The sequence below is a fragment of the Amycolatopsis sp. NPDC000009 genome, assembly GCF_055563465.1.
The window spans coordinates 192,107-213,541 of sequence record NZ_JBVHDI010000006.1 but is presented as its reverse complement, the minus strand read 5'-3'; the positions used below and the strand labels follow the sequence as shown (position 1 = coordinate 213,541).

22 protein-coding genes and 3 tRNA genes are annotated in these 21,435 nt (G+C 68.5%); 12 read left to right on the top strand and 13 right to left on the bottom strand.

Annotated features, from left to right (window positions below; all coding sequences use genetic code 11):
• Positions 1-2: 2 nt before the first annotated feature.
• The gene (locus ACZ3HL_RS19010; RefSeq protein ID WP_465532552.1) at positions 3-824 is read right to left on the bottom strand and encodes an arylamine N-acetyltransferase family protein; all 822 of its coding nucleotides are present in this window, start codon (positions 822-824) and stop codon (positions 3-5) included.
• A gap of 157 nt (positions 825-981) precedes the next feature.
• On the opposite strand from ACZ3HL_RS19010, the gene ACZ3HL_RS19005 reads away from it, so the two are divergent.
• Positions 982-1,761, top strand: a complete 780-nt coding sequence (locus tag ACZ3HL_RS19005) for a S1 family peptidase (protein ID WP_465532550.1) — start codon at positions 982-984, stop codon at positions 1,759-1,761.
• Positions 1,762-1,897: 136 nt separating this feature from the next.
• Here the strand turns inward: ACZ3HL_RS19005 and ACZ3HL_RS19000 are convergent.
• The 4 genes from ACZ3HL_RS19000 to ACZ3HL_RS18985 form a co-directional block, all read right to left on the bottom strand.
• Positions 1,898-1,971, bottom strand: a tRNA-Phe gene (locus ACZ3HL_RS19000).
• A 31-nt stretch (positions 1,972-2,002) separates the two neighbouring features.
• Positions 2,003-2,076: transfer RNA gene (locus ACZ3HL_RS18995), tRNA-Asp, on the bottom strand.
• 28 nt (positions 2,077-2,104) lie between these two features.
• A tRNA-Glu gene (locus tag ACZ3HL_RS18990) sits at positions 2,105-2,177 on the bottom strand.
• Positions 2,178-2,411: 234 nt separating this feature from the next.
• Positions 2,412-2,669 carry a hypothetical protein gene (locus ACZ3HL_RS18985; protein WP_020633070.1) on the bottom strand — a complete coding sequence of 86 codons (258 nt, stop codon included), beginning with the start codon at positions 2,667-2,669 and terminating at the stop codon, positions 2,412-2,414.
• Between the two features lie 537 nt (positions 2,670-3,206).
• Between ACZ3HL_RS18985 and ACZ3HL_RS18980 the strand changes: the two genes are divergently transcribed.
• Positions 3,207-3,626 (top strand): hypothetical protein, encoded by a 420-nt coding sequence (locus ACZ3HL_RS18980; protein ID WP_034310430.1) that lies wholly within the window; start codon positions 3,207-3,209, stop codon positions 3,624-3,626.
• A gap of 118 nt (positions 3,627-3,744) precedes the next feature.
• On the opposite strand, the gene ACZ3HL_RS18975 is transcribed toward ACZ3HL_RS18980, so the two are convergent.
• Complete coding sequence (locus tag ACZ3HL_RS18975) at positions 3,745-3,948, bottom strand: cold-shock protein (RefSeq protein ID WP_003097368.1); 204 nt, start codon at positions 3,946-3,948, stop codon at positions 3,745-3,747.
• 421 nt (positions 3,949-4,369) lie between these two features.
• On the opposite strand from ACZ3HL_RS18975, the gene ACZ3HL_RS18970 reads away from it, so the two are divergent.
• The 6 genes from ACZ3HL_RS18970 (at position 4,370) to ACZ3HL_RS18945 (ending at position 9,457) form a co-directional block, all read left to right on the top strand.
• Positions 4,370-5,608 carry a L,D-transpeptidase gene (locus ACZ3HL_RS18970; RefSeq protein WP_465532548.1) on the top strand — a complete coding sequence of 413 codons (1,239 nt, stop codon included), beginning with the start codon at positions 4,370-4,372 and terminating at the stop codon, positions 5,606-5,608.
• A 257-nt stretch (positions 5,609-5,865) separates the two neighbouring features.
• Complete coding sequence (locus ACZ3HL_RS18965) at positions 5,866-6,219, top strand: hypothetical protein (RefSeq protein ID WP_465532546.1); 354 nt, start codon at positions 5,866-5,868, stop codon at positions 6,217-6,219.
• Complete coding sequence (locus ACZ3HL_RS18960; RefSeq protein ID WP_465415824.1) at positions 6,220-6,777, top strand: SigE family RNA polymerase sigma factor; 558 nt, start codon at positions 6,220-6,222, stop codon at positions 6,775-6,777.
• 4 nt (positions 6,778-6,781) lie between these two features.
• On the top strand, positions 6,782-7,234 hold the full coding sequence (locus tag ACZ3HL_RS18955; protein ID WP_465415826.1) for a hypothetical protein: 453 nt from the start codon (positions 6,782-6,784) through the stop codon (positions 7,232-7,234).
• Positions 7,235-7,447: 213 nt separating this feature from the next.
• Entirely contained in the window at positions 7,448-8,863 is a 1,416-nt protein-coding gene (locus ACZ3HL_RS18950) for an MFS transporter (RefSeq protein ID WP_465415828.1), read from the top strand.
• A gap of 9 nt (positions 8,864-8,872) precedes the next feature.
• Positions 8,873-9,457, top strand: a complete 585-nt coding sequence (locus ACZ3HL_RS18945) for a PaaI family thioesterase (protein ID WP_465532544.1) — start codon at positions 8,873-8,875, stop codon at positions 9,455-9,457.
• Positions 9,458-9,523: 66 nt separating this feature from the next.
• Here ACZ3HL_RS18945 and ACZ3HL_RS18940 read toward each other — a convergent pair whose 3' ends face one another.
• The gene (locus ACZ3HL_RS18940) at positions 9,524-12,199 is read right to left on the bottom strand and encodes a serine/threonine-protein kinase (RefSeq protein WP_465532542.1); all 2,676 of its coding nucleotides are present in this window, start codon (positions 12,197-12,199) and stop codon (positions 9,524-9,526) included.
• A gap of 134 nt (positions 12,200-12,333) precedes the next feature.
• Here ACZ3HL_RS18940 and ACZ3HL_RS18935 point away from each other — a divergent pair, with 134 nt between their 5' ends.
• The 4 genes from ACZ3HL_RS18935 to ACZ3HL_RS18920 all read left to right on the top strand — a co-directional run bounded on the left by ACZ3HL_RS18935 (position 12,334) and on the right by ACZ3HL_RS18920 (position 15,661).
• On the top strand, positions 12,334-13,086 hold the full coding sequence (locus tag ACZ3HL_RS18935; protein WP_465532540.1) for an ESX secretion-associated protein EspG: 753 nt from the start codon (positions 12,334-12,336) through the stop codon (positions 13,084-13,086).
• Between the two features lie 94 nt (positions 13,087-13,180).
• Positions 13,181-13,597, top strand: coding sequence for a hypothetical protein (locus ACZ3HL_RS18930; RefSeq protein ID WP_465415836.1), 417 nt, complete (start codon positions 13,181-13,183; stop codon positions 13,595-13,597).
• A gap of 11 nt (positions 13,598-13,608) precedes the next feature.
• Complete coding sequence (locus ACZ3HL_RS18925) at positions 13,609-14,163, top strand: DUF3558 family protein (protein WP_465415838.1); 555 nt, start codon at positions 13,609-13,611, stop codon at positions 14,161-14,163.
• Between the two features lie 19 nt (positions 14,164-14,182).
• Positions 14,183-15,661 (top strand): hypothetical protein, encoded by a 1,479-nt coding sequence (locus ACZ3HL_RS18920; RefSeq protein WP_465532538.1) that lies wholly within the window; start codon positions 14,183-14,185, stop codon positions 15,659-15,661.
• 43 nt (positions 15,662-15,704) lie between these two features.
• On the opposite strand, the gene ACZ3HL_RS18915 is transcribed toward ACZ3HL_RS18920, so the two are convergent.
• The 6 genes from ACZ3HL_RS18915 to ACZ3HL_RS18890 form a co-directional block, all read right to left on the bottom strand.
• Entirely contained in the window at positions 15,705-16,670 is a 966-nt protein-coding gene (locus ACZ3HL_RS18915) for a glutamate ABC transporter substrate-binding protein (protein ID WP_465415842.1), read from the bottom strand.
• Entirely contained in the window at positions 16,670-18,064 is a 1,395-nt protein-coding gene (locus tag ACZ3HL_RS18910; RefSeq protein ID WP_465532536.1) for a hypothetical protein, read from the bottom strand. Before ACZ3HL_RS18910 ends, ACZ3HL_RS18915 begins: the two co-directional genes overlap by 1 nt.
• Before the next feature lie 106 nt (positions 18,065-18,170).
• Complete coding sequence (locus ACZ3HL_RS18905) at positions 18,171-18,809, bottom strand: response regulator (RefSeq protein ID WP_465532534.1); 639 nt, start codon at positions 18,807-18,809, stop codon at positions 18,171-18,173.
• Positions 18,806-19,933, bottom strand: coding sequence for a sensor histidine kinase (locus ACZ3HL_RS18900; RefSeq protein WP_465532532.1), 1,128 nt, complete (start codon positions 19,931-19,933; stop codon positions 18,806-18,808). The genes ACZ3HL_RS18905 and ACZ3HL_RS18900 overlap by 4 nt, the downstream gene beginning before the upstream one ends.
• Before the next feature lie 8 nt (positions 19,934-19,941).
• The gene (locus ACZ3HL_RS18895) at positions 19,942-20,064 is read right to left on the bottom strand and encodes a hypothetical protein (RefSeq protein WP_255432088.1); all 123 of its coding nucleotides are present in this window, start codon (positions 20,062-20,064) and stop codon (positions 19,942-19,944) included.
• Between the two features lie 67 nt (positions 20,065-20,131).
• On the bottom strand, positions 20,132-21,391 hold the full coding sequence (locus ACZ3HL_RS18890) for a GAF domain-containing protein (protein WP_465532530.1): 1,260 nt from the start codon (positions 21,389-21,391) through the stop codon (positions 20,132-20,134).
• Between the last annotated feature and the right edge of the window lie 44 nt (positions 21,392-21,435).

Here is a 21,435-nt window from a genome sequence, read left to right as displayed (position 1 = left end):
CCTCAGCCCGGGTAGATCGTCAGCAGTTTCGCGAGCTCGCCCTCGGTGAGGACGACGCCCAGCTCGCGCAGTGTCGCGTCGAGCCGCTCGGGCGGGACCGTGGTGGTCTCCTTGACCCCGTCCGGTCGTTCGACGATGAACTCCTCGCCGACCAGTTTGCGGCTGAGCCCTTCCTCCAGCCGCATGACCACCAGCTGCCCGGTGAACGGCGACCGCGGATGTGTCGACGTGTAGTGGTGGTAGACCTCGTAATCGATCCGGTGCATCGGCGTGAGCGTGAAGGCGTGCAGGTCGGTCCAGTCGTCGCCCTCCTGTTTCTGCAGGCGCCACCAGTCGCCGTCGGCGACGAGCCGGTGCGGCCAGCCCGCCTGATCCACCACGGCGCCGTCGGCCAGCGGCATCGGCACCAGCATCCCGGCGCCGAATCCGACGTCGACCAGATGCGGGACGCCGTCCGCCTCGACCACGAGCGTCATATGCGTGTACGGCCCGTTCTTCTGCGGCTGCACCCGCGCGACCAGGCGGCGTACGGGGTAGCCGAGCTGCTCGGCGGCCGCGGCGAAAAGGCTTCCGTGCTCGTAACAATAGCCACCGCGATCACGGCCGACGAGTTTGCCGATCACGTCTTCGAGCGCGATTCCCTTGTGCTGCCCCAAAACGACGTCGACGTTCTCGAACGGAACGGCGAGGACGTGTGCCTTCGCCAGCTCACGCAACGCGGCGCCGGAAGGCTCCGCGCGATCCTGGCCGATCCGGCCGAGGTACGCGTCGAGGTCGAGGGTGCCGACGGTCCATTCGTCGGCCTGCTCAGCTGCGATTGTCATGCTCCGAGATTGACACCTCCACCTAACTCGAAGTCAAGGTCGGCCAACTGGTAACTGGCAACGGCCACCGACTTTCGTCACTTTCACGAACGAGTGACGATTGGCCACCCTTCCGGAGTGAGCCGGTGAAACACACCGGTGTGGAAGGAGAAAGCAGATGAGGACTCGTTCCCTCGTCGCCGGTCTGCTGACCGGAGCGGCCGCCGTACTCGGGTTGGCGATGCCGGCTTCCGCCGCCGAACCGCCCTCGGGCGTTCAGCCGCTGATCGTGGGTGGTGTGGACGCGACCGAGACCTACACCTTCATGGCGTCGATGCAGACCAAGAGCGGTGACCACAACTGCGGCGCGTCCCTGATCGCACCGGAGTGGCTGGTGACCGCCGCGCACTGCGTCGAGGGTGAGCAGCCGTCGAACTGGCAGTACCGCCTCAACACCACCGACCACACCAAGGGCGGCGAGGTCGCCGAGGTCGACAAGTTCGTGGTCCACGAGAAGTACGACGGCTCCGGTCCGTACGACATCGCCCTGGTGCACCTGGCCAAGCCGGCGGAGGCGGCGCCGATCGAGATCGGCCAGTCGCCGGCGGCGGGCACCGACGTGCGGGAGATCGGCTGGGGGCTGACCTGTCCCACGCGCGGCTGCGGCGAGGCACCTGTGGTTCTCCAGCAGCTCGACACCAAGGTCGCCGAGGACTCCGGATGTTCCGGCTCCGGTGCCTACGACGCGCAGACCGAGCTGTGCATGGACAACCAGGGCGGCAAGGCGAGCGCCTGCTACGGCGACTCCGGCGGCCCCGCCGTGGTGAAGTCGGGCGACAAATGGACGCTGGTCGGCGCCACCAGCCGCGGTCAGACCGCCAGCTGCCCGGAAATGCCGGGCATCTACACCGACGTGACCGCGTTCGGCGACTGGATCAAGCAGCAGACCGGTCGGTAGACGCCAGACCCCGCCCCGCGCGGTGGCGCCCGATGCACCTGCGACATCGGCCGCCACCGCGCGGTGCTGTGGACCGAAACCGGCCGCAGGCATGAAAAAACCGCCTCGAAATGCATCGAGGCGGTTCGTTGAGCGGTGGCCAGGGCCGGGGTCGAACCGGCGACCTTCCGCTTTTCAGGCGGACGCTCGTACCAACTGAGCTACCTGGCCGGGAACGCCGGCAAGGAGCCGAACGATCTTGCGACCCTGACGGGACTCGAACCCGCGACCTTCGCCGTGACAGGGCGACGCGCTAACCAACTGCGCCACAGGGCCTTGCATACTGCTTTGTAACTGTACTGCGTACTCCCAACGGGATTCGAACCCGCGTTGCCGCCTTGAAAGGGCGGAGTCCTAGGCCGCTGGACGATGGGAGCCCGGTTCGGTTTCGGCGAACCGACCGACCCGCGCTCTCCGGTGTCCCCGGGAGCGAACATAACTATAGGACACCCCCTTTTCCGCCTTCGCACAGGGGGTCCCCTAGTTGTTCACAGGGCTGGGACCTGCGAGAACGCGGTGAGTTCAGGATATCAGGCCCGAGCGGCCGCCCGGGCGTACAACGAAGCCCGGTCGCGCGGCACACCCCGCGCGACCGGGCTTCGTGAACGAACTCAGCGCTGAACGGGCGCCTGCCCGTCCTCGTCCAGCGTCAACCCCAGCATGTCCAGCAGCTGGACACAGTCATCGACACCCAACGCCCCGTTGGCCACCGCCAGCCGGGCACGGCGCACCTGGTCGTCGGACACGCGCTGCGCGTCCCCCTGACCCGTGCGCTGCGCCGGCAGACCACCGGCCAACGTCGTCGAGCTTCCCCCATCGGCACCTTCGTACCGAAGGAGGAACTGTCGAACTTCCACAGACCCACCCATGGTTCCTCCAGACGGCCAACGAACAGCTTGGCCGCGAGGCTAACCAGAGCCGGCCGCGACACACAGCCCCCCGGAGAGTGAACCTGTCGCCACGCTCCGCACAACGCAGAGCGATCACGCGTACGTCCGCACCACATGAACCCCAGGCGAACCAGAGATGGCTCCCTGGCCGGAATTCTGCCCGCGCCCACTCGCCCTTCTCAGCAAACCGTGCAACAATCGATTTGCTGACACACCCCCGGTCAGCGCCTGTGGAGATCCCCTCCGACCCCCGCGTTCCTCCCCCTGGCGCGGGGGTCGCTCCGTTTTCTGGGGGGCCACCCCCCAGACCCCCAGGTTCCTTGAGGCGGCGGTTGGCGGGCCCCGGGCCGGTGGCCGTTGAGTGGCCGGGTGACGCTGCGCGGGAGGGTTTCTGATCGCGGGCGGTGATCGTTCAGGTGGTCGTCTTTGTGGGGATTGGGCCGTTCGGAAAAATAAAAGGGTGTGTCGTGGCTCACTGTGGTTGGTTTGCCGAGACCGAACCGTTATCGTGGCCCGGTGCCCCTTCCTTCCCTGAGCCGTCGTAGCGGCAGCCGCACGAACTTGAAGCCGGTCAACCCCGGTCGTCACCGCAATTCCGCCTCCAAGGAGGCCGAAGCGGTCGTCGAAGACACGGAGCTCACCAGCTACCTTCGTGCCCTCGCCCCCGAGAACGACCCGGAAAGCACCGGCACCGGCAAGCGCTTCGGTGAAGCGCAGGTCTTCCAGCTGCGGATGAACCTCATCGCCTGCGAACAGCTCAAGGACGCCGCCGCCGAGCGCAACCTGTCACCGCAGGCGCTGGCGCAGGAATGGATCCTCGAGCGCCTCTCGTGGGAATCGCAGGCCAACTCGGCCCAGCAGCGCCGCCACGAAGAAGCCCACACCGACGAATTCCGCTTCGACGCCAACGCGTGGGAGCAGCCCGTCCCTCGCTGACCTCCGCCGCCGCGGAACGGAACAGCACAACAGAAGAAGCTTCACGGCAAGAGAAAAGCCCCCGGCGAGATCGCCGGGGGCTTTTCTGATCAGTCTGAGCAACGCCTGAAGGGCGGACTCAGATCGCGCGGACCTTCTGGGCCTGCGGGCCCTTCTGGCCCTGACCGACCTCGAACTCCACTCGCTGGTTCTCCTCGAGCGTGCGGAACCCGCGACCCTCGATCTCCGAGTAGTGAACGAAGACGTCGCCCTCGCCGCCATCCTGCGCGATGAAGCCGAAGCCCTTCTCCGCGTTGAACCACTTCACAGTGCCTTGCGCCACCGCTGTACTCCTCGTTGCACATCCGCTTCGAGTGCCTCCGAAGCGACACCCAGACCGTCCCGGGCGGTTCCAACGAGTCGAGCGAAGAGCGCGTCACCGGCTCATGGCTCGCGTCAGAAGTTCCGCGAGTGTGAAGCCACGAACACGCAAAACGACGGCCTGATGGCAGCGTACCGGGATCTGGCCATATTTGAAGCCCGTGATCGGACTCTGGGCACCCCCAAGTACCAAGGTCACCGGAACGTCGTACGCCGTTCCGGGTTCTGTCGGACCCCGTCGCTACCCTGTCGCCGCACGCCGACCTCAGGTCATCGCCGGACACGGACCGAAGTCGGTCATGCCCCGATCGTGAACCACGACCCACCCGATTGTGACTCGCATCACTCTCCGTGGGATCAACTTAAGGGGCGGTCCGGACGTCATGGTCGGTGTACAGGGGAGCAAAGGGGATGCTTTGAGGTTCACGGAAACCGCGCGCCGCCGGGCGGCGATCGCGGCACTGGGGTTGGTGGCCGTTCTGACGCTGGGGGCGTGCAGCAGCGAGCCGACCGTCTCGGCCAGCGGGCCGGACGGCGGCGGGCCGGTCAGCAGTGACACCGGCGGGCAGGCGCCCGCGCCAGCCAAACTGACGTACGAGCCCGCGGCGGGCGCGCAGGACGTCGCGCCGGGCCAGCCCATCAAGGTCAGCGTCGCCGACGGCACGCTCGACCAGGTCGTGCTGACCAATCCCGACGGCAAGCAGGTCGCCGGCCAGCCGTCCGAGGACAAGAAGAGCTGGGCCACCACCGAACAACTCGGCTACGGCAAGGCCTACACGTGGTCCGGCAAGGCCACCGGCACCGACGGCAAACCCGTCGAGATCGGCGGCACCTTCACCACCGTCAAGCCGCGCAAGCAGGTGGGCGCGAACATCAACGTCTTCGACGGGCAGACGTACGGCGTCGCCATGCCGATCACGCTGACGTTCCCGAGCAAGGTCACCGACAAGGCGTCGGTCGAGAAGGCGCTGTCGGTCGAGACCACACCGAAGACCGAAGGGTCCTGGGCCTGGGTCCACGACGACACCTCGGTGCACTGGCGGCCGAAGGCCTACTGGCAGCCCGGCACCACGGTGAAGTTCAACGCCAAGATCTACGGCGTCAAGATCGGCGAAGGTGTGTACGGCAAGGAAGACCGCTCGGCGAGCTTCAAGATCGGCCGCTCGCAGATCGTCAAGGGCAACACCCAGACCCACCGGCTCGTGGTGATCCGCGACGGGCAGCAGATCGCGGACTACCCGGCCAGCTACGGCCTCGACGCCGACCCGGGCCGCGTCACGCCGACCGGCACGCACGTGGTGATGTCCAAGCACGACACGTACTCGATGACCAACGAGCGCTACAACTACGAGAATATCGTCGTCCCGTCCGCGGTCCGGTTCTCGACCAACGGCGAGTTCATCCACGGCTACGCGCCCTCGATCTGGGCGCAGGGCAAGAAGAACATCTCGCACGGCTGTGTGAACCTGGCGCCGGCGAACGCGAAGGCGTACATGGACGGTGCCCTGGTCGGCGACCCCGTCGAGATCGAAGGCAGCACGGTGAAGATCAACCGGGCGCGCGACTACAGCGACTGGACCTACTCCTGGGACGAGTGGCTGCGTTTATCTGCTCTGCGCTGACGGAAACGTTCCCGCGGGGCGCCCGGCCACAGGAAGCTCACGTTTCCCGTGCGGGGCGCCCCGCAAAAACGTTTCCGGGGGCCTTCGGCCCAAGAGAGGGCGCAGAGCGGTGAAGTCTCCCGTCGCGCTGACGCGCTCCCGGGAGACAGTCTGCCGGTCACCTTGCCGGTTCAGTCGGCCGCGTGGTTCCGACGAAAACTCGATGCAACCCCGGAGTGGGCGGGGCGCATGTCTAACGACGTAAGGCGCCGCGGCCAATGAGCGGCGCCCGGATCGAGGAGACACTCTTGCGTACTCGTATCGCTCTCACTCTCGGCGCGCTGCTGCTGGCGGGCGGCGCCGCCTTCGCGACCACGTCGCTGGCGTCGGCCGATCAGAGCGCGCCGTCGCCGACGGCCACTCAGGCGCCCCAGCCGCCGATCAAGGCGCCCACCACCACGCGACCGGCGGAGCCGCCCCGCGCCACCGAGTCGGCGCGTCCGGAGCCTGCCCCGCCGACGACCCGTCCCGGTGTCGTGAAGCCGGGCGAGCACCGCGTGCCCAAGGCCGTTCCCGCCGGGCCGACCGGTGATCTGCGCCTGCCCGCCATCGTCGAAGGAGCCGGTAACTAGGTGTCGTTGAGCCGCTCGTCGAAGACCGGGACGGGCTCGCCGTGGGACGGCGAGTTCGCCCGGTACTTCGACGAGCGCGCGCACAGCCTGCGTGCCACCGCGTATCTCCTGTGCGGGGACTGGCACCAGGCCGAGGACGTCACCCAGGCCGCGCTGCTGAAGCTGTATCTGGCTTGGCCGAGGCTCTCCCGGCACGACGCGCTCGACGGCTACGCGCGCAAGATCGTGCTTCGGACCTTCCTCTCCGAGCATCGGCGTGTGTGGCGCAAACGGGAGAAGCTCACCGACGCCCTTCCCGACGTCCCCGGCGAAACGACCGGCGCGGAACAGGAGATGCTGGTCAGGCACGCCCTGTCCGGTATCGCCCCGAAGCAGCGGGCCGTACTGGTGCTGCGCTACTTCGAAGATCTCAGCGTCGAAGAGACGGCCGCGGCGCTGGGCTGCAGCACCGGGAACGTGAAGAGCCAGGCCGCGCGGGGTCTGGCGACCCTGCGCAAGCGGCTCGGACCGCATTTCAGTGAACTGGCCATGAGCGGAGCACACGACGTTGGGAGGTGAGGAGATGGACGAGGACATCAAAGGCGTGCTGTCGCACGGGGCGAGCGGTCCCCCGCTGGGCATCCGGGCGGCGGACATCATCGAGCGGGGTGGCCGGATCCGGCGTCGACGCAAACGGCTGGCCGTGGCGGGGAGTTCGCTGGCGACGGTCGCGGTGATCGTGTTCGGCGCGATCGCCGTGGGTGGTCGCGGCGGCGAGGGTTCCGCGCCGGTGCAGCCCGCCGGCCCGGGTCTGTCGACCATCTCGCCGGCATCGGTCTCACCCTCGCCCTCCGAGTCGACGCCGCGGCCGGAAGTCACCCCGGAGAAGCCACCCCCACCCGCGACGACCCCGAAGGCCGATCAGCCACGCTCGACACCGAGGACCGTTCAGCCTGGACGTACGACGACGGCCGTTCCTCCTCGCGCTCCTTTGCCGACGAAGGAGCCGAGCGAGCCACCGACGACGACCCGCTGATCTCCGCCCGGAACGTCCGATTCCTGAAGTGTGACCCAAAGTAATCGGAAATTCTCCGACATCGGCTTCACCTGGCGCTTCGTCACCGATTCGGCGGAACGGCGTTCGATCGACCGATCCAAAGCGCTGAACCCGGGCGTTTGAACCCCTACGGTCGAGGGAACAAACCCTCGACGATGGGTAAGTAAACGGGTGGGTCGGGAGGTCAAACCCATGGCCGAAGAGGCGCTGAGCGCGTCACATCAGGAAAAAGGGGAACCGGCGGAGGCCCCACCTGAGCAGATCAGAAAGGCCGTCGCCGGAGCGGCGATGGGTAACTGCATCGAGTGGTACGACTTCGGTGTTTTCGGCTTCATGCCCGCCATCCTGGGGCAGGTCTTCTTCAACGCTTCGAGCACTTCGGAAGGTGCGCTGGCGACCTTCGCGGTCCTCGCGATCACCTTCATCGTGCGGCCGTTCGGCAGCTTCGTGTTCGGTCCGCTGGGGGACAAGATCGGGCGCCAGAAGGTGCTCGCGCTGACGATCATCCTGATGTCCGGGTCGACGTTCATCATCGGCCTGTTGCCGTCCTACGCGACGATCGGCCCGGCAGCCGCGGTCCTGCTGATCCTGTTGCGCACCATCCAAGGCTTCTCGGCTGGCGGTGAGTACGGCGGCGCGGCGACGTTCATCGCGGAGTACGCGCCCGCCCGGCGCCGGGGTTTCTGGGGCAGCTGGCTGGAGTTCGGCACGCTCGTCGGTTTCGCGATGGGCGCCGGCTTCGTCACGATCTTCACCGTCGTCCTCGGCGACGAGGCCATGCGCGAATGGGGCTGGCGCCTGCCGTTCCTGATCGCGGGCCCGCTCGGGATCGTCGGTCTCTACCTGCGGAACAAGCTGGAGGACACCCCGCTGTTCCAGGAGATCGAGAAGAAGAACCAGGTCGAGAAGTCGCCGCTGAAGGCGCTGCTCAAGAAGCACTGGACGTCGATCCTGCACCTGATCGGCATCGTGGTGATGCTGAACGTCGCCGACTACATCGTGATCACGTACCTGGAGACGTATCTCAAGGACGTGGTCGGCTTCAGCGGGCACACGCCCTTGCTCATCATCCTGGCCACCATCGGGTTGATGTTGATCTTGATCGTGCCGGTCGGCATGCTGTCCGACCGGATCGGGCGAAAACCGATCCTGATCACGTGCTGCGCGAGCTTCCTGGTGTTGCCGATCCCGGCGTTCTCGTTGATGGGCGCGGCCGCGGACGACCAGAACGCCTGGCAGCTCATGCTCGGCCTGGTGATGATCGCGGTGCCGCTGGTGCTGATCCTCGCCGTGCTGGCGGCGACGCTGCCGGCGATGTTCCCGACCCAGGAACGCTACAGCGGTTTCTCCATCGGCTACAGCGTTTCCACCGCGGCGTTCGGCGGCACGGCGTCGTACATCATCGGCAGCCTGGTGACCAACACGGGCGACAACCTGTGGCCCGCGTACTACCTGATGGGCGCAGCGGCGATCGCGGCCATCCCGATCCTGCTGCTGCCGGAAACGGCCGGGGTGTCGCTGCGTGGCATCGTGAACTCGCGGATCGCGCGGCGCCGGAAGCCGGAAACGGCCACTCCCGGCAGCACCCCGGAGCTACCGGCGAGTTAACGTCTTTCCATGAGCCGTATCTCGCAGCCGTGGCCGCCGGTCGAAGTCGAACCGGCGACCGTTCACCCGAAAGCCCCGCAGCCGGGCAGTCACCTCGGCATCCACTTCGGTGAGTGTTTCGGGTGCGGCGACGAGATCGAGGCCGGGCTCCACCTGCATTCGACGGTGGGCGAAGGGACGACGGTGTACTCCAAGTTCACCGTCACCTCCGCCCACCAGGGTGCGCCCGGCCTCGCCCACGGCGGTCTCCTCGCCTGCGCCTTCGACGAGGCGCTCGGCTCGACCGTCGGCAACCTGCTGCGTCGCCCCGCGGTCACCGGGAAGCTGGAGACGGACTTCCTCCGGCCGGTCCCCGTCGGCTCGACGCTGTACATCGCCACGAAACTGGACGGCGTCGCCGGCCGGAAGATCTACGTGAGCGCCGACGGACGGCTCGACGCCGAAGACGGCCCGGTCGCGGTGCGCGCGCGGGCGCTGTTCGTGCGGGTCGAATTCGAGCATTTCAGCACCCACGGGGATCCCGAGGCGCTGCAGAAGCTCGCCGCCGCGCACGAGAAGGCCAAGCGCGAACGCGAGTGGGACATCAACCCCTGAGCATTTCGTCCTCTGAATGCGGTGGTTCGTAGGCCGAACTACCGCATTCAGAGGACGAAATGCGTGCTAGGTGAGGGTGCGGGGCCGGATCGCGTTCGCCTTGTCGACGAGTTCGACCCGCTGGTCGACCGATCCGGCCAACCGGGCCAAGGTCCGGTAGCAGCGCTCGAGCCCGAACCGCAGATCCCGTTCGTCCAGGGCACAACCCAGCACCTTCGCGCCCGGTGTCGGCTTGTTCTGCGAGTTGAGCCAGCCGTACGCCGCTTCGAGGACCTCCGCCGACAAACGCGTGCGACGTTCGGCGTCGAGTTGCAGCCGCTCCAGCCTGGTCGAGGCGTCGACGAGATCCCGCTCGGACACCATCACCGGGTCCTTGCCGCCGCCGTTGATCCTGGTCTTGATCTTGATCGCGGCCACCTGCGCGGCGACGTGGTGCGACGACGACGCGGGGACGGCCTCGAGCACCTCGATCGCGCTCGCCCTGGCGCCCTGCGCGAGGTACACGCGAGCCAGACCGAAGGCGGCGCTCACGTACGACCGGTCCGTTCGCCACACCAGCTCGTAGTAGCGCGCGGCGCCGAAGTAGTCTCCGACCCCCTCCGCGCTGACGGCCAAGGCCAGCTTCGGCGCGATCTCACCGGGCAGGTCGTCGTACACCGCTTCGAACGCGACGTGCGCGACGCGGGACCGCCCGCCCGCGAGCTCGATCAAGCCGCGATACCAGTCGATCCGCCAGTCGTGCGGGAAACCGGCCTTGATCGCGAGGTACTGCGCGGCCTGCAGCTGCCGCTGTGCTTCGACCAGCTCACCGAGCTCGATCCGGGCGCGGACGATCCGCAGCCGGACCTCGATCGACTCGCGCGGCGCCCCGGCCAGCGACTCGATCGCGCCCTTGGGGTCGAGCGCGACCGTCGACGCGAGCACGCCCGCCGCCGGGTCGTCCGTGTCGACCTGCGGGATCGGCAGACCCGCGACCACCTCGCCGGGATCCGGCAGCGGCACGCTCCCGCCGTGCTCCGGGACGACCATGTCCACGCCGAACGTGCGCGACTCCGGGCCGAACACGGTCGAAGCGCCAGGACGCGGCTTCCCGGTACCCAGCGCCATGATTTCGCGGAGTACACCGGTGAGCTGGTCGGCCATGTCCTCGGCCGCGATGAACCGGCGATCCGGGTCCGTATGCGTCGCGCGCTTCAGGAACCGGTAGTACGAACCGAAGAGCGCGAACAACGGGACGACGTCCGGGCCGGGCAGGGTCGTCTTGTACTTGGTGGTGTAGCCGGAGAATTCGAAGCTGAGGACGGCGAGCGTCCGGCCGACCGTGTACAGGTCCGACGCCACCGAAGCGCCATGTGTCGCCAGCTCGGGCGCGCTGTAGCCGGTGGTGAAGAACAGCGGGCTCTCGTAGTCGTCGATGCGGCGGACCGCGCCGAGGTCGATCAGCTTGAGCTGTTCGTGCGTCTGGATGACGTTGTCGGGTTTGAGGTCGCAGTACAGCAGGTTCTGGCCGTGCAGGTAGCCCATGGCGGGCAGGATTTCGAGCCCGTAGGCGATCACCTGGCCGATCGGGAGCGGCTCCGGACGCTTCGTCTCGCGGTGGTGCGCGAGCGCGAGCTGGCGCAGCGACTGGCCGCCGACGTACTCCATGACGATGTACCCGACCGAGTTGCCGGTGTCGCCGTCCGGGTGCTGCACGAAGTTGTGGATCTTGACGATGTTGGGATGCTCGACCTCGGCGAGGAACCGCTGCTCGTTGGCGGCGGCCGCCATCGCGGTGGCGTCGCCGGTGTCGATCAGGCCCTTGAGGACGACCCAGCGGTCGCTGACGTTGTGGTCCTGCGCGAGATAGATCCAGCCGAGACCGCCGTACGCGAGCGCGCCGAGGACCTCGTACTGACCGCCGACGATCTCGTTCGGCCGCAGCTTCGGGACGAAGGAGAACGGATTCCCGCACTTCTCGCAGTTGCCCTCGGGCGAACCGGGCTTGCCGTCCTTGCCGCGGCCGACCTTGGCGCTGCAACTACCGCAGAAGCGCTTCTCTTCCGACACCATCGGGTTTTCGAGGACCGCGGACGCCGGGTCGCGGTACGGCACCTGCGGGACGTCGACGAGCCCGGCGCCGAGGCGGCCGCGGCGCGACGTGCGGGACGACGTCCGGCGCGCGGTGCCGGGGAACGAGCCGGTTCCGGTGCCCGTGCCGGTGCCCCGGCTGCCGGATCCGGTCCCGGTGCCTGTTCCGCGGCTTTCGCTGGAGCGTTCGGGGAGGACGCTTTCCGTACCCGGGTCCGGGAGCAGACCGGGTCCGTTGTCGACACGCGGTGTCGGCGGCATGATGCTCTGCGTCTCCGGCGCCGGCGAGGCGAGCACGCTGGTCGGCTGCGGCGCGTCGGCGGGTGCCTGCCGGTCGGGGCGGACGACCTGGGTCCTCGGGCTCACCGGGGCCATGTCGCCAGGCGGGCGCGTCGGGTCCTCGGCGCCGGGGATCGGCCGCTGCTGACCGCGCGGCGGAGTCTGCGGACGCGCGACAGGCGCGTGGATGGCCGTGCGCTCGGCGTCCGTCTCGGGTTTGGGCTCCCGCTTGGGCCGCGGCGGCTCGGAGAGATCGAGACTGCCGGAAATGGACGGTTCGGGCGTTTCCCAGCGGACCGGCGCCGGCGGCGTCCAGGAGGCGGACTCCGCCTCACGGTCCGGCGTGACGTCCTCCGGCGCTGCGTGCCGAGGACGGCGCGGCTCTTCCGACACTGGTACCTCCCGAAATCCCCGCGACAGCGTCCCTCTGATCCTAGCCGTGAGCAGGCAGGTCGTGTCCGCGCCGGGTCGAACCCGCTACGGTGCGGTGGAGAACCGATTCAGCAGGTGATGAGGGGGAGGAACCGGTGCCTGCGTCATTTTCGATGTCGACGGCCCAGCTCGACGTCGTACTCGAAGATCTCGGGCTCGGCAGATTCGTGCTGCCGTTCGAGATCCCGACCGTCGGAACCACCCTCTCCGAACGCGAGCGGCACTGCGAAGAGATCTGGGCCGGGCTGGCCGATCGAGGCTTCGCCCGCGAGCGCGAACTGCTGCGCGACTACGAACAGACCCTCCGTCTCTGGGCCACCGGGGACTTCGTTCTCACCATGGAGGCGCACGAGGTCGAGCAGGACGCCGAGTACCTCTACCGAGGCGCTTGGAACAGCCGCCTGGGTGTCGTGAGCCAGCAACGCGGATTCGACATCCTCTTCGAGCCGGTGTACCCCGAACAGGTCGTCGCGACGCTCCTCGGTTATCTGCCGTCACTGCAGCCGTTCCCCGGACGGGTGACGACCTCCAGCACACTCCCCCCGTCCAAACGACCGGACGACCCCTTCGACGAGGACCCGGACAACCTCCGCCTGGGCGCCGCCGCTCGCTTCTTCGAACACCCGCTCGCGCGACTGGGCACGGTCAGCGTCACCCTGCGCGACGACCGGGGCAAACCGCAGCAGAAGAGCGTCCAGTGGTTCGACAGCGTCCAGGGCCGCTTCATGCTCGCCACCGACCGCTTCCCCGACGGCGAGGTCCGCCGCACGTTCACCCCGACGAGTGGCTCCCACCTGGCCCGATGGGTCCACGAACTGGTCGAAGCCGCCCGCGTCGGCAGCGCGTGATCCTCGCCGGAAGGCGGGCTTCGAGGCCGTTTCCGCTGATATCGTGACCTGACGAGCGCAACGAGTAACCGGGACTTGGTGCAGGGGAGAGACCATGACTGACGGCGCCGGCGGACCGCCGGGCAACTTCTCGGACATCCTGGGCGACTTCTCGGCGCAGGCCGACCGGATGGTGACGGCGGCGAAGGAGGGGCGGTTCGCGGTCAGCGAGGAGGCGGGGAACGCGTACAAGGCCGCGCTGCAGGATTACGCAGACAGCTGGGGCAAGAACAACAACATGTTCATCCAGTTGGCCCAGGCACCCGAACTCGGCACCAGTCCCTACGCCTTAGAAGTAGGCAAACACGCCGCGCTGGTCGCGGAGGGTGACGAGGAGTCCGCTCTGACACAACTCGACGCGCTACGCGAGGTCGTCACCAGGGCATTGGACGCGATCAATACCGCGATGACCAATTATCAGAACTCTGACGATCAGAACAAAGAAACGTTACTGAAAATTCACCATGACTGACGAGGCCACGAATGCGCTCTGCCCCAAAACTGCTCTTAATCGCCGCATCGGCGGTCCTCGCAACCATTTCGGTCAGTTCATGCTCTCCTGACAAGAACGGGACCGCGATCCCGACACCGGCCTCGTCAACGTCGAAAGGTGGGCCGTCGTCGTCTCCGGCCGGGCAAGGCGTCTTCGACAACCTCGTATCCTGCGAAATTCTGAACCCGATCACTCAGCCGATGGGTTATGAATCCCCCACCCCTGAGACGCTGGAGAGCGACAACGGCTGCCGAGCAGAGAAGCGAAGGCACGGAAATATTGCGCTCTACCTGGTAAAAGAGGCAGGAATCGAGGGCATCAAGCCAGGGCGCGGGACTATCGCCCCGGTCGAGATCGGGGGCAGGAAAGCAGTCGAAGTCGCTTCGGTGGGTGGCGAAGGAAGTTGCTTCATCGGCTTGGCGGTCACGGACTCGTCACGAGCGACGGTGAACCTCACCCTTTCCACCGGTTCGACCGCAGACGCCTGCGCAGAAGCCAAAACGGTTGCCGAAGCTGTCGCATCGAAGCTTCCCCAAGGAAGCTGACCAGCTCAGGGAGGGGATCATGGCGGAAAACGTCGGAGAGGAAATAGTCGGCTCGTTGGCGAATGCCGACGGCAAGGCGCACCGGACGTACGAGGGCAAGCGCTACGCGGAAACCTACGACGAGGTCAACCAAGGCCCCGGTGGCAATTCGGTCACCGCTCGCATGACGGCCGAGGCCAAGGCCGGCCAGTATTCGGGCGAGCAGGCAGAGCTTCTTGCGCGCGGCCAGCAGTTCCGGGCCGGGCTCGGGCCGTCGGGTCAGCGCTACGAGGGCAACTCGCACGGTGACCTGATCGGCATGGTCACCAACAATCTTTCCGCCGAGAAGATCGACCAGAAGGGCGAGATCTGGAACAACCAGGGCAACGCGCTGAACACCTTCAGCAACGCCCTCAGTTCCGCCGCCAACAAGGAAGGCGCGCACTGGCAGGGGCCTTCCGCGGAGGCCGCGCACGGGTTCTTCAAGAATCTGGGCAAGTGGGCCGACACCGCCGGCGACGGCGCGTATCTCGCGTCCAACCGGTTCTCCCAGTCCGCCGCCGCGGCCACCACCGCGAAGAACTCCATGCCCGAAGAGGTCCCCTTCGACCGCAACGCCGAGTACAAGAACGCCCTCAACCAGCTCGCGACGGGGAATCTCGCGGGCGCGGTGGACACGGTCGGCAACATTTCGGCCAAGCAGGAGCAGTCGTTCCAGGCGCATCAGCAGGCCGCGCAGGTGATGCACACCTACGACCAGTCGCTCTTCGACGTCAACTCCAAGCAGCCCACGTTCGCCCCGCCGCCGGAAATGGGCGAGTCGACGACGGCGTCCGGGTTCTCCGGGGGTACGGAAGCCCGGGGCTTCAGCGGCGGGCCGGGGCCCAACAGCGGGCCTGGGCCGGGGATGCCCGGAACAGGTGGCCCGAATGCGCCGGCGCCCGGGATCACCACGGGTGGCGGGCACACCGGGGTACCGGCGCCGGGTCAGCCGGTCGGCGGGCAGCCGTCGACGTTCCGGCCGGGGCCGGCGCCGGGGTTGGCGGCGCTGAACACGCCCGGTCCCACCGGTCTCGGGCGGCTGGGCAGCGAGCAGTACCGCGGCAAGCCGGGCCGGACGACGAGTGGGCCGGGCGGTAGCGCGGCGAGCCGGTTGACCAGTGGCGGAGGCGGCGGGTTCGGGCGCAACGGCGGTTCGGGCAACGTCGCCGAGCGGCTCGCGGGCGGCAAGGTTTCGGCCGGTGAAGCCGAAAAGCTCGCCGGCAAGGGCGGCGGGTCCGGGGCGGGCAAGCTGCCGGAGGAGCGGATCACCCGGGGTGGCGCGGCCGCCGCGGGCAAGACCGGCGGGCCGGGCGCGATGGGTGCCGGCGGAGCTCCCGGTGGCCGTGGCCAGAAGGAAGAGGACAAAGAAAAGAAGGCCCCGAACTACCTGCAGGAGGAAGACGCCGACGTCTTGTTCGGCGGCCACGAAGGCGAAATGAAGCCGGTGCCGCCGGTGATCGGCGAGAAATCCCCCTGAGCCGAAACGGGCCGTCCGGGAGCGAATCCCGGACGGCCCGTTCTCACTTGTACTGGGCTGGAGGCGGCGTCCCGCCCTCGAGTTTGTTCCCGATCCATTTCGCGTAGCTCTCCTGCCACGCGCCGCCGCGCACGTTCTCCAGCACGGCGTTCACGAACCGCACCATGTCCTCGTTCTCCTTCGGGACACCGATGCCGTAGTTCTCCTCGGTGAACCGGCTGCCCACGATCTTCAGCGTCGGGTCCTGCGCGAGCATCCCGGCGAGGATGACGTCGTCCGTCGACACGGCCTCGACCTGCTTCTGCTGCAGCATCACCAGGCAGTCCGACCAGTTGTCCACCGAGACCGGCACCGGTTTCGACGGATCCGCCGCGATCTTCGTCAGCGAGGTCGACGTCTTGGTCGCGCACACCCGCCGCCCGCCGAGGTCCGCCAGGTTCGCGACCTTCGAACCGGATTCGACCAGGATCCGTTGGCCCGCCTGGTAATACGCGGTCGAGAAGTTGACTTTCTTCAGCCGGCTGCAGGTGATGCTGTAGGTCCGCACCACGATGTCGACCTGCTTCTTCTCGAGCACTTCTTCCCGCAGTTTCGACGGGATCGCGCGGAACTGCACATGGCCTTCCGCGCTGCCGAAGATCGCCTTCGCGATCTCGTTGACCATGTCGATGTCGAAGCCTTCGAGCTGGCCCGACGTCGGATTCCGGAACCCGAACAGGAACGTCGTCTGGTCGACGCCCGCGACGAGTTTGCCGTTCTCCTTGATCTTCGCCATGGTCGAACCACTGGTGATCGACGTGCCGTTGGTCGGCCGCAGGCTGGCCAACGGGTTGCAGCTCGTGTCGGTCGTTCCGCCACCGCCTGAGTTGTCGGCACCGCCGACGTTCGCGGGCAGCGGCGGCGCGACCTCGCCGACGGGAGCCGGGTCGACCGGCGTCCCCGCGCTGCCACAAGCCGTCGCCAGCACCAAGACCGCGCCGAGCACGGCCGTTCGCAGACCGTTCCGCATCACCGGTACTCCCTCAGCCGTTCACGGATTCCCAACGCGGCCCCTGCCGCCGCGATCAGTGCCAGTACCGCGATGCCCGGCGCGAGCAGGGTCAGCGCGCGGTCGGCGCCGCGGGTGTCGTCGAGGAATTCCTGTCGTCCCACGTTGATCGCGGCCACCAGGTTCTCGTCGAGCCGCAGGAACGCCGCGGCGGCACCGTCCTTCTTGTCGTCACGGATGGCGGTGTCGACGGCGTCCTGGTAGGAGCCGTCGTCGTCCTGCCGCCGCACCTGACCGTGTGCCTTGAACCAGGCCGACGCCGCTTGGATGGCCGCGTCCACCTTGTCCGCGGCCGCGCCGCCCGCGGCGAGACCACGGGCCTCACCCAGCAGGCCGCTCTGGCCGTCCGTCCCGCCGAGTTGCCCGGCGAGATCGGTGAAGTCCTTTTCGTACGCCGCGCCGTCACCTCGGGCGACGAGGGTCAGGGTTTCGTTGGCCCGGGCCTGCAGCGCCGCGATCCGGGCGCGGACGAGGACGTCCACCTGGTGCGTGCCGTCCTCTTCACCGCTGCCGACGAGGGAGCTCTGCACGATCAGCGCGACCGCGCCCCACAGCAGGGCCACCACCACCGACACCGTCGCGACGACCAGCCCGACGTTCAGCAGCCGGTTGGTCTTCCGGGTCAGGTGCACCTGCGTGACGATCAGCGCGGCGAGCAGGGCGAGTATCAAAGCCGTAGCCAGCCAAGGGAATCCGGTCGCGTCGTCCTGTTCGGCGGCGAGCCGGTCGGTGTCGGTGCGGTAGAGCTCCTGTGCGGCGGGAAGGATTTTCGACCGCATCAGCTCCGATGCCTCACGCAGATACGAGGCACCGACGGGGAAACCCTGCCGGTTGTAGGTGCGCGCGGTCTCGATCAGTCCTGTGTAGACGGGGAGCTCGCGGCCGAGGATGTTGATCTGCTCTGCCGCCTTGCCGACGCCGGAGGAGTCCGATGCCGCCTTCGCCAGCGCCGCCCCGGCCTCCGCGATGTCGCGTTCGTACCGCTGGCGCATCGCGAGCGGCTCGGTACCGATGGAGAGGAACGAACTGGCCGCCGTCGCGTCGGCGTCCGAAAGCGCGCGGTAGACCTGTTGCGCTGCGGCGGCGAGCGGTTCGCGGTGGTCGATCAGGCCGTTGATCGTGTCCTTCTTGTCCTGCGCGGCCAGCGTGCCGAACAGGCCCGCGACCAGCGACAGCAGGACGAGCCCGACCGCGATCACCGACAGCCTGCCCGGCGTGGTCGCCGCGGACCGGACGACCGCGCGGATCCCGTTGCCCGGCAGTTCGAGCAGCCCGGCGATCCCTCCGCGGCCTCCCGGCGCAGGGGGTGGCTCGGGGCTCCCCGGTGGCCCCGGCCGGGTCACTGTGCTCGTCATCGCCGATCCTCCCCATTGGCTCTACCCGCAAAGAAGGTATCCGAGTCGGGATCAGCGCAGCCAGTGACACCGGCGTGTGTCATCGGCACGTGATCTCCCAGCGGTGTCAGAGGCCTTTTTCCAGGCCGTACCGCACGGCTTCCGCACGATTGCGCACACCGATCTTGGCGAAGGCGTGGTTGATGTGGCTTTTCACGGTGGCCTCGCCGATGAACAGTTCGGCGGCGATCTCCGGATTGGACAGCCCGCGCGCGATGAGGCCGAGCACTTCGGCTTCGCGTGCGGTGAGCCCGTCCGGGAGCTCGGCCTTGACCCTGGTGGCCGTTCTCGATTCGATCGCGGTGACGAGCCTGTCGGAGACCGCGGCGGCGAAGATCGCCTGCCCGTTGGCCGCGGAGCGGACGGCCGCTCCGATCTCGGCACGCCCGGCGTCCTTGGTCAGGTAGCCACGGGCTCCGGCACGCACCGCGTCGGCGATCGAAGCGTCGTCCGCGTACGTCGTGAGGACGACGACCGCGACCTCCGGGTGATCGCGTTTGAGCAGTCTGGTCGCGGCCACCCCGTCCAGGACGGGCATGCGCAGGTCCATCAGCACGACGTCGGCCGCGGTGTGGCGGAGCAGGTCGAGCGCCTGCCGCCCGTCGCCCGCGGAGCCGGCGACCTCGATCCCGTCGATCAAGCCGAGCAACGCGACGAGCCCTTCGCGCATGACCTGCTGGTCATCGACCACGACCACCCGGATCACGCCCGCACCACCGCCTCCACCGTCCAGCGCCCGTCGTCGGGGCCCGCGGTCAGCGTGCCACCGGCGAGCGCGAGCCGCTCCCTCATCCCGGTGAGACCGAACCCGCCGTCATTCTCCGATCGGGCGGTTTCGCCGAGTTCGTTCCACACCCGCAAGCGAACCTCCGTCCGGGTGAAGAGCAGCCGGAGCGACACCGGCAGCCCGGGAGCGTGCCTCGCCGCGTTGGTCAACGCTTCCCGCGCGACGCCCATCAGCGAGACCACTTCGGCTGACGGCAGCGGCCGTTGTTCCCCCTCGACTTCGAAAGACGCTCCGCCGTGGTGCGCGTCCGCCAGCCGCCGCAAGCCGTCGGCCAGCGACGGGACATCACTGCGCAGGGCGGCGACCGCGTCGCGTGCCTCGGCGAGCCCGTCCGCGGCCAGCCGCCGCGACAACCGGACCCTGCCGAGCGCACCGTCCACATCGGACTTCTCGGCCAGCAGGGCCTCGGCGACCTCGAGGTGGACTCCCAATGCCCCCAGCGAATGCGCTAGGACGTCGTGGATCTCCCTGGCGATCCGCGTGCGCTCGTCGAGGGCGGCGGCCCGCGCGTGTTCCTTCTGCGCCAGCCTGGTCTGCTCCAGCAACGCGGCCGCCTGCGCCGCCTGCACCTCGTACTGCCGCCGGTTCAGGCCCAGCAGCATCAGCACGAGCAGCACGCCGACGTTGCCGAACACCAGCGGTTCGGCCGCGCCCGCGACCAGGCCGGTGACCGCCGCGAGGCTCGCGTCGAGCCCCACCACCCCCATGATGGCGGCCACCGACGGCTCGGTCAGGGTGGCGAACCGGCTGACCGTGACCACCGCCAGCACGATGGCGGAGGAGTCCTCCGCCCAGCCGAGCGCGATCGACGGCGCGACACTCGCCACCGCGAGCAGGACGGTCGCCACCCGGGGGAAACGCGGGGAGGCCGCCACGAAACCCAGCCAGCAGCCCCCGCAGACGCCGTACGCCGTCCAGATCCACGCGCTGGACTCGCGGGCGGTCAGCAGCACCACCACGACCGCGGCCGTGCCGAGCAGCTGGACGACCAGCCAGCTGGGCGCGATCGTGTCCGGCAGCAGCGGCTTGCCCCGCTTCCCCATGGCCCCCCTCAGTGCTCGCTCAACCGCGTGATCATCTCCACCAGGATCAGCCGGTAGGCCAGGAATCCGAGCAGGACGACGACACCCACCACGACCAGCGCCACCAGGCCTTTCACGTTCATCTTTCCCATGCCACGGACGTTAGGCACGCGCCGGGGTGGACCGGGACCGTCGCCGGGTTGAGCCAGGGGTGGAGATTCAACCCCGGACGGCGGGCGCGACCGAGTACGGGAGCACCTCGCCCTCGGGCGGCCGTTCGACGACGACCTCGACGTCGTCACCGAACCGGTACGGCCTGGCCAGCAGGAACCCGCCGAAATGCCGCCTCATCCTGGACATCTCCGCGCGGACGGTGACGGTGCGGCCGGCGTCGCCGAAGAGATCGCGCGACAGTTCCGACGCCGATCTGCCTTCGCGATGCCGCGCGAGGACGTACAGCATCTCCGCGTGCCGGGGGCTCAGCCGATGCGACCAGGTTCCCGCCGCGCCCGAGACGCGCAGCATGCTTTCCCGCGAAGACCTCAGGTCGAGCACGACCCGCGTCGGCGGCGCGTCCTCCTCCTCGGTGAACCGGACGAGCCAGCCACCGGGCAGCGGCTCTAGCAGGCATTCGCCGTAGGCCGGCAGCCAGGTGCGGCCGGGCACGGCGTCGTTCGGCAGCGCGATCCGGCCGACCGGGACGAGACCGGCCGAGGCCGCGATCCAGCCGTGCGGGTCGGCGATGACCGCCCGGCCCTTCACCTTGGCGAGCAGCGGTGTGGCCAGACCGCGCAACCGTTCGAGATCCGAGAGATGGGTGGTCCGCAGATGCGCTTCGGCGAGCTTCGCGACCGTGTCGACCAGGGCGAGGGTCGTCGGGTGCACGGTGGAGGCCGGTCCGGAGAGGTCGACGACGCCGAGCAGCCTGCCGTCCCTCGGATCGTGCAGCGGCGCGGCGGCGCAGGTCCAGTCGTGCTGGTTGCTGACGTAGTGCTCGGCCGAGTAGACCTGGACCGGATGCCTGGCGACCAGTGCCGTCCCGATGGCGTTGGTGCCCGCGGCGCGCTCGTGCCAGTCGACCCCTTCGACGAACCCGAGCCCGTCGGCGCGGCGGCGGACCGCGGTGCTGCCGTCGCGCCAGAGGACCCGGCCGTCGGCGTCGACGACGGCCATGATGTGCGCGGCCTGCTCGGCGAGGCTGATCAGGCCACCGCGCAGAACGGGGAGGGCGGCCGCGAGGCCGCTCCCCCGGCGGCGGATCTCCAGCTGGTCCGGGGTGAGCACGGACGACGGCGAGCCGCGATCCGGGTCCAGGCCGAGACGCCGCATCCGTTGCCAGGACGCGCCGATGACCGCGCGCGGAGCACTCGGAAGTGTGGTCCCGGCCAGCGCCGCCTCACGTACCTCGGCGAGGGCGCGCGCGTGCCGCCGCGGGTCCGCCCCGACCGGCAGCGCCGCCTCCAGCTGCACCTGGCCCACTCCTTTGCTCTGTTCAGGCCAGTGTGCCCGGACGTCCCGAGGAG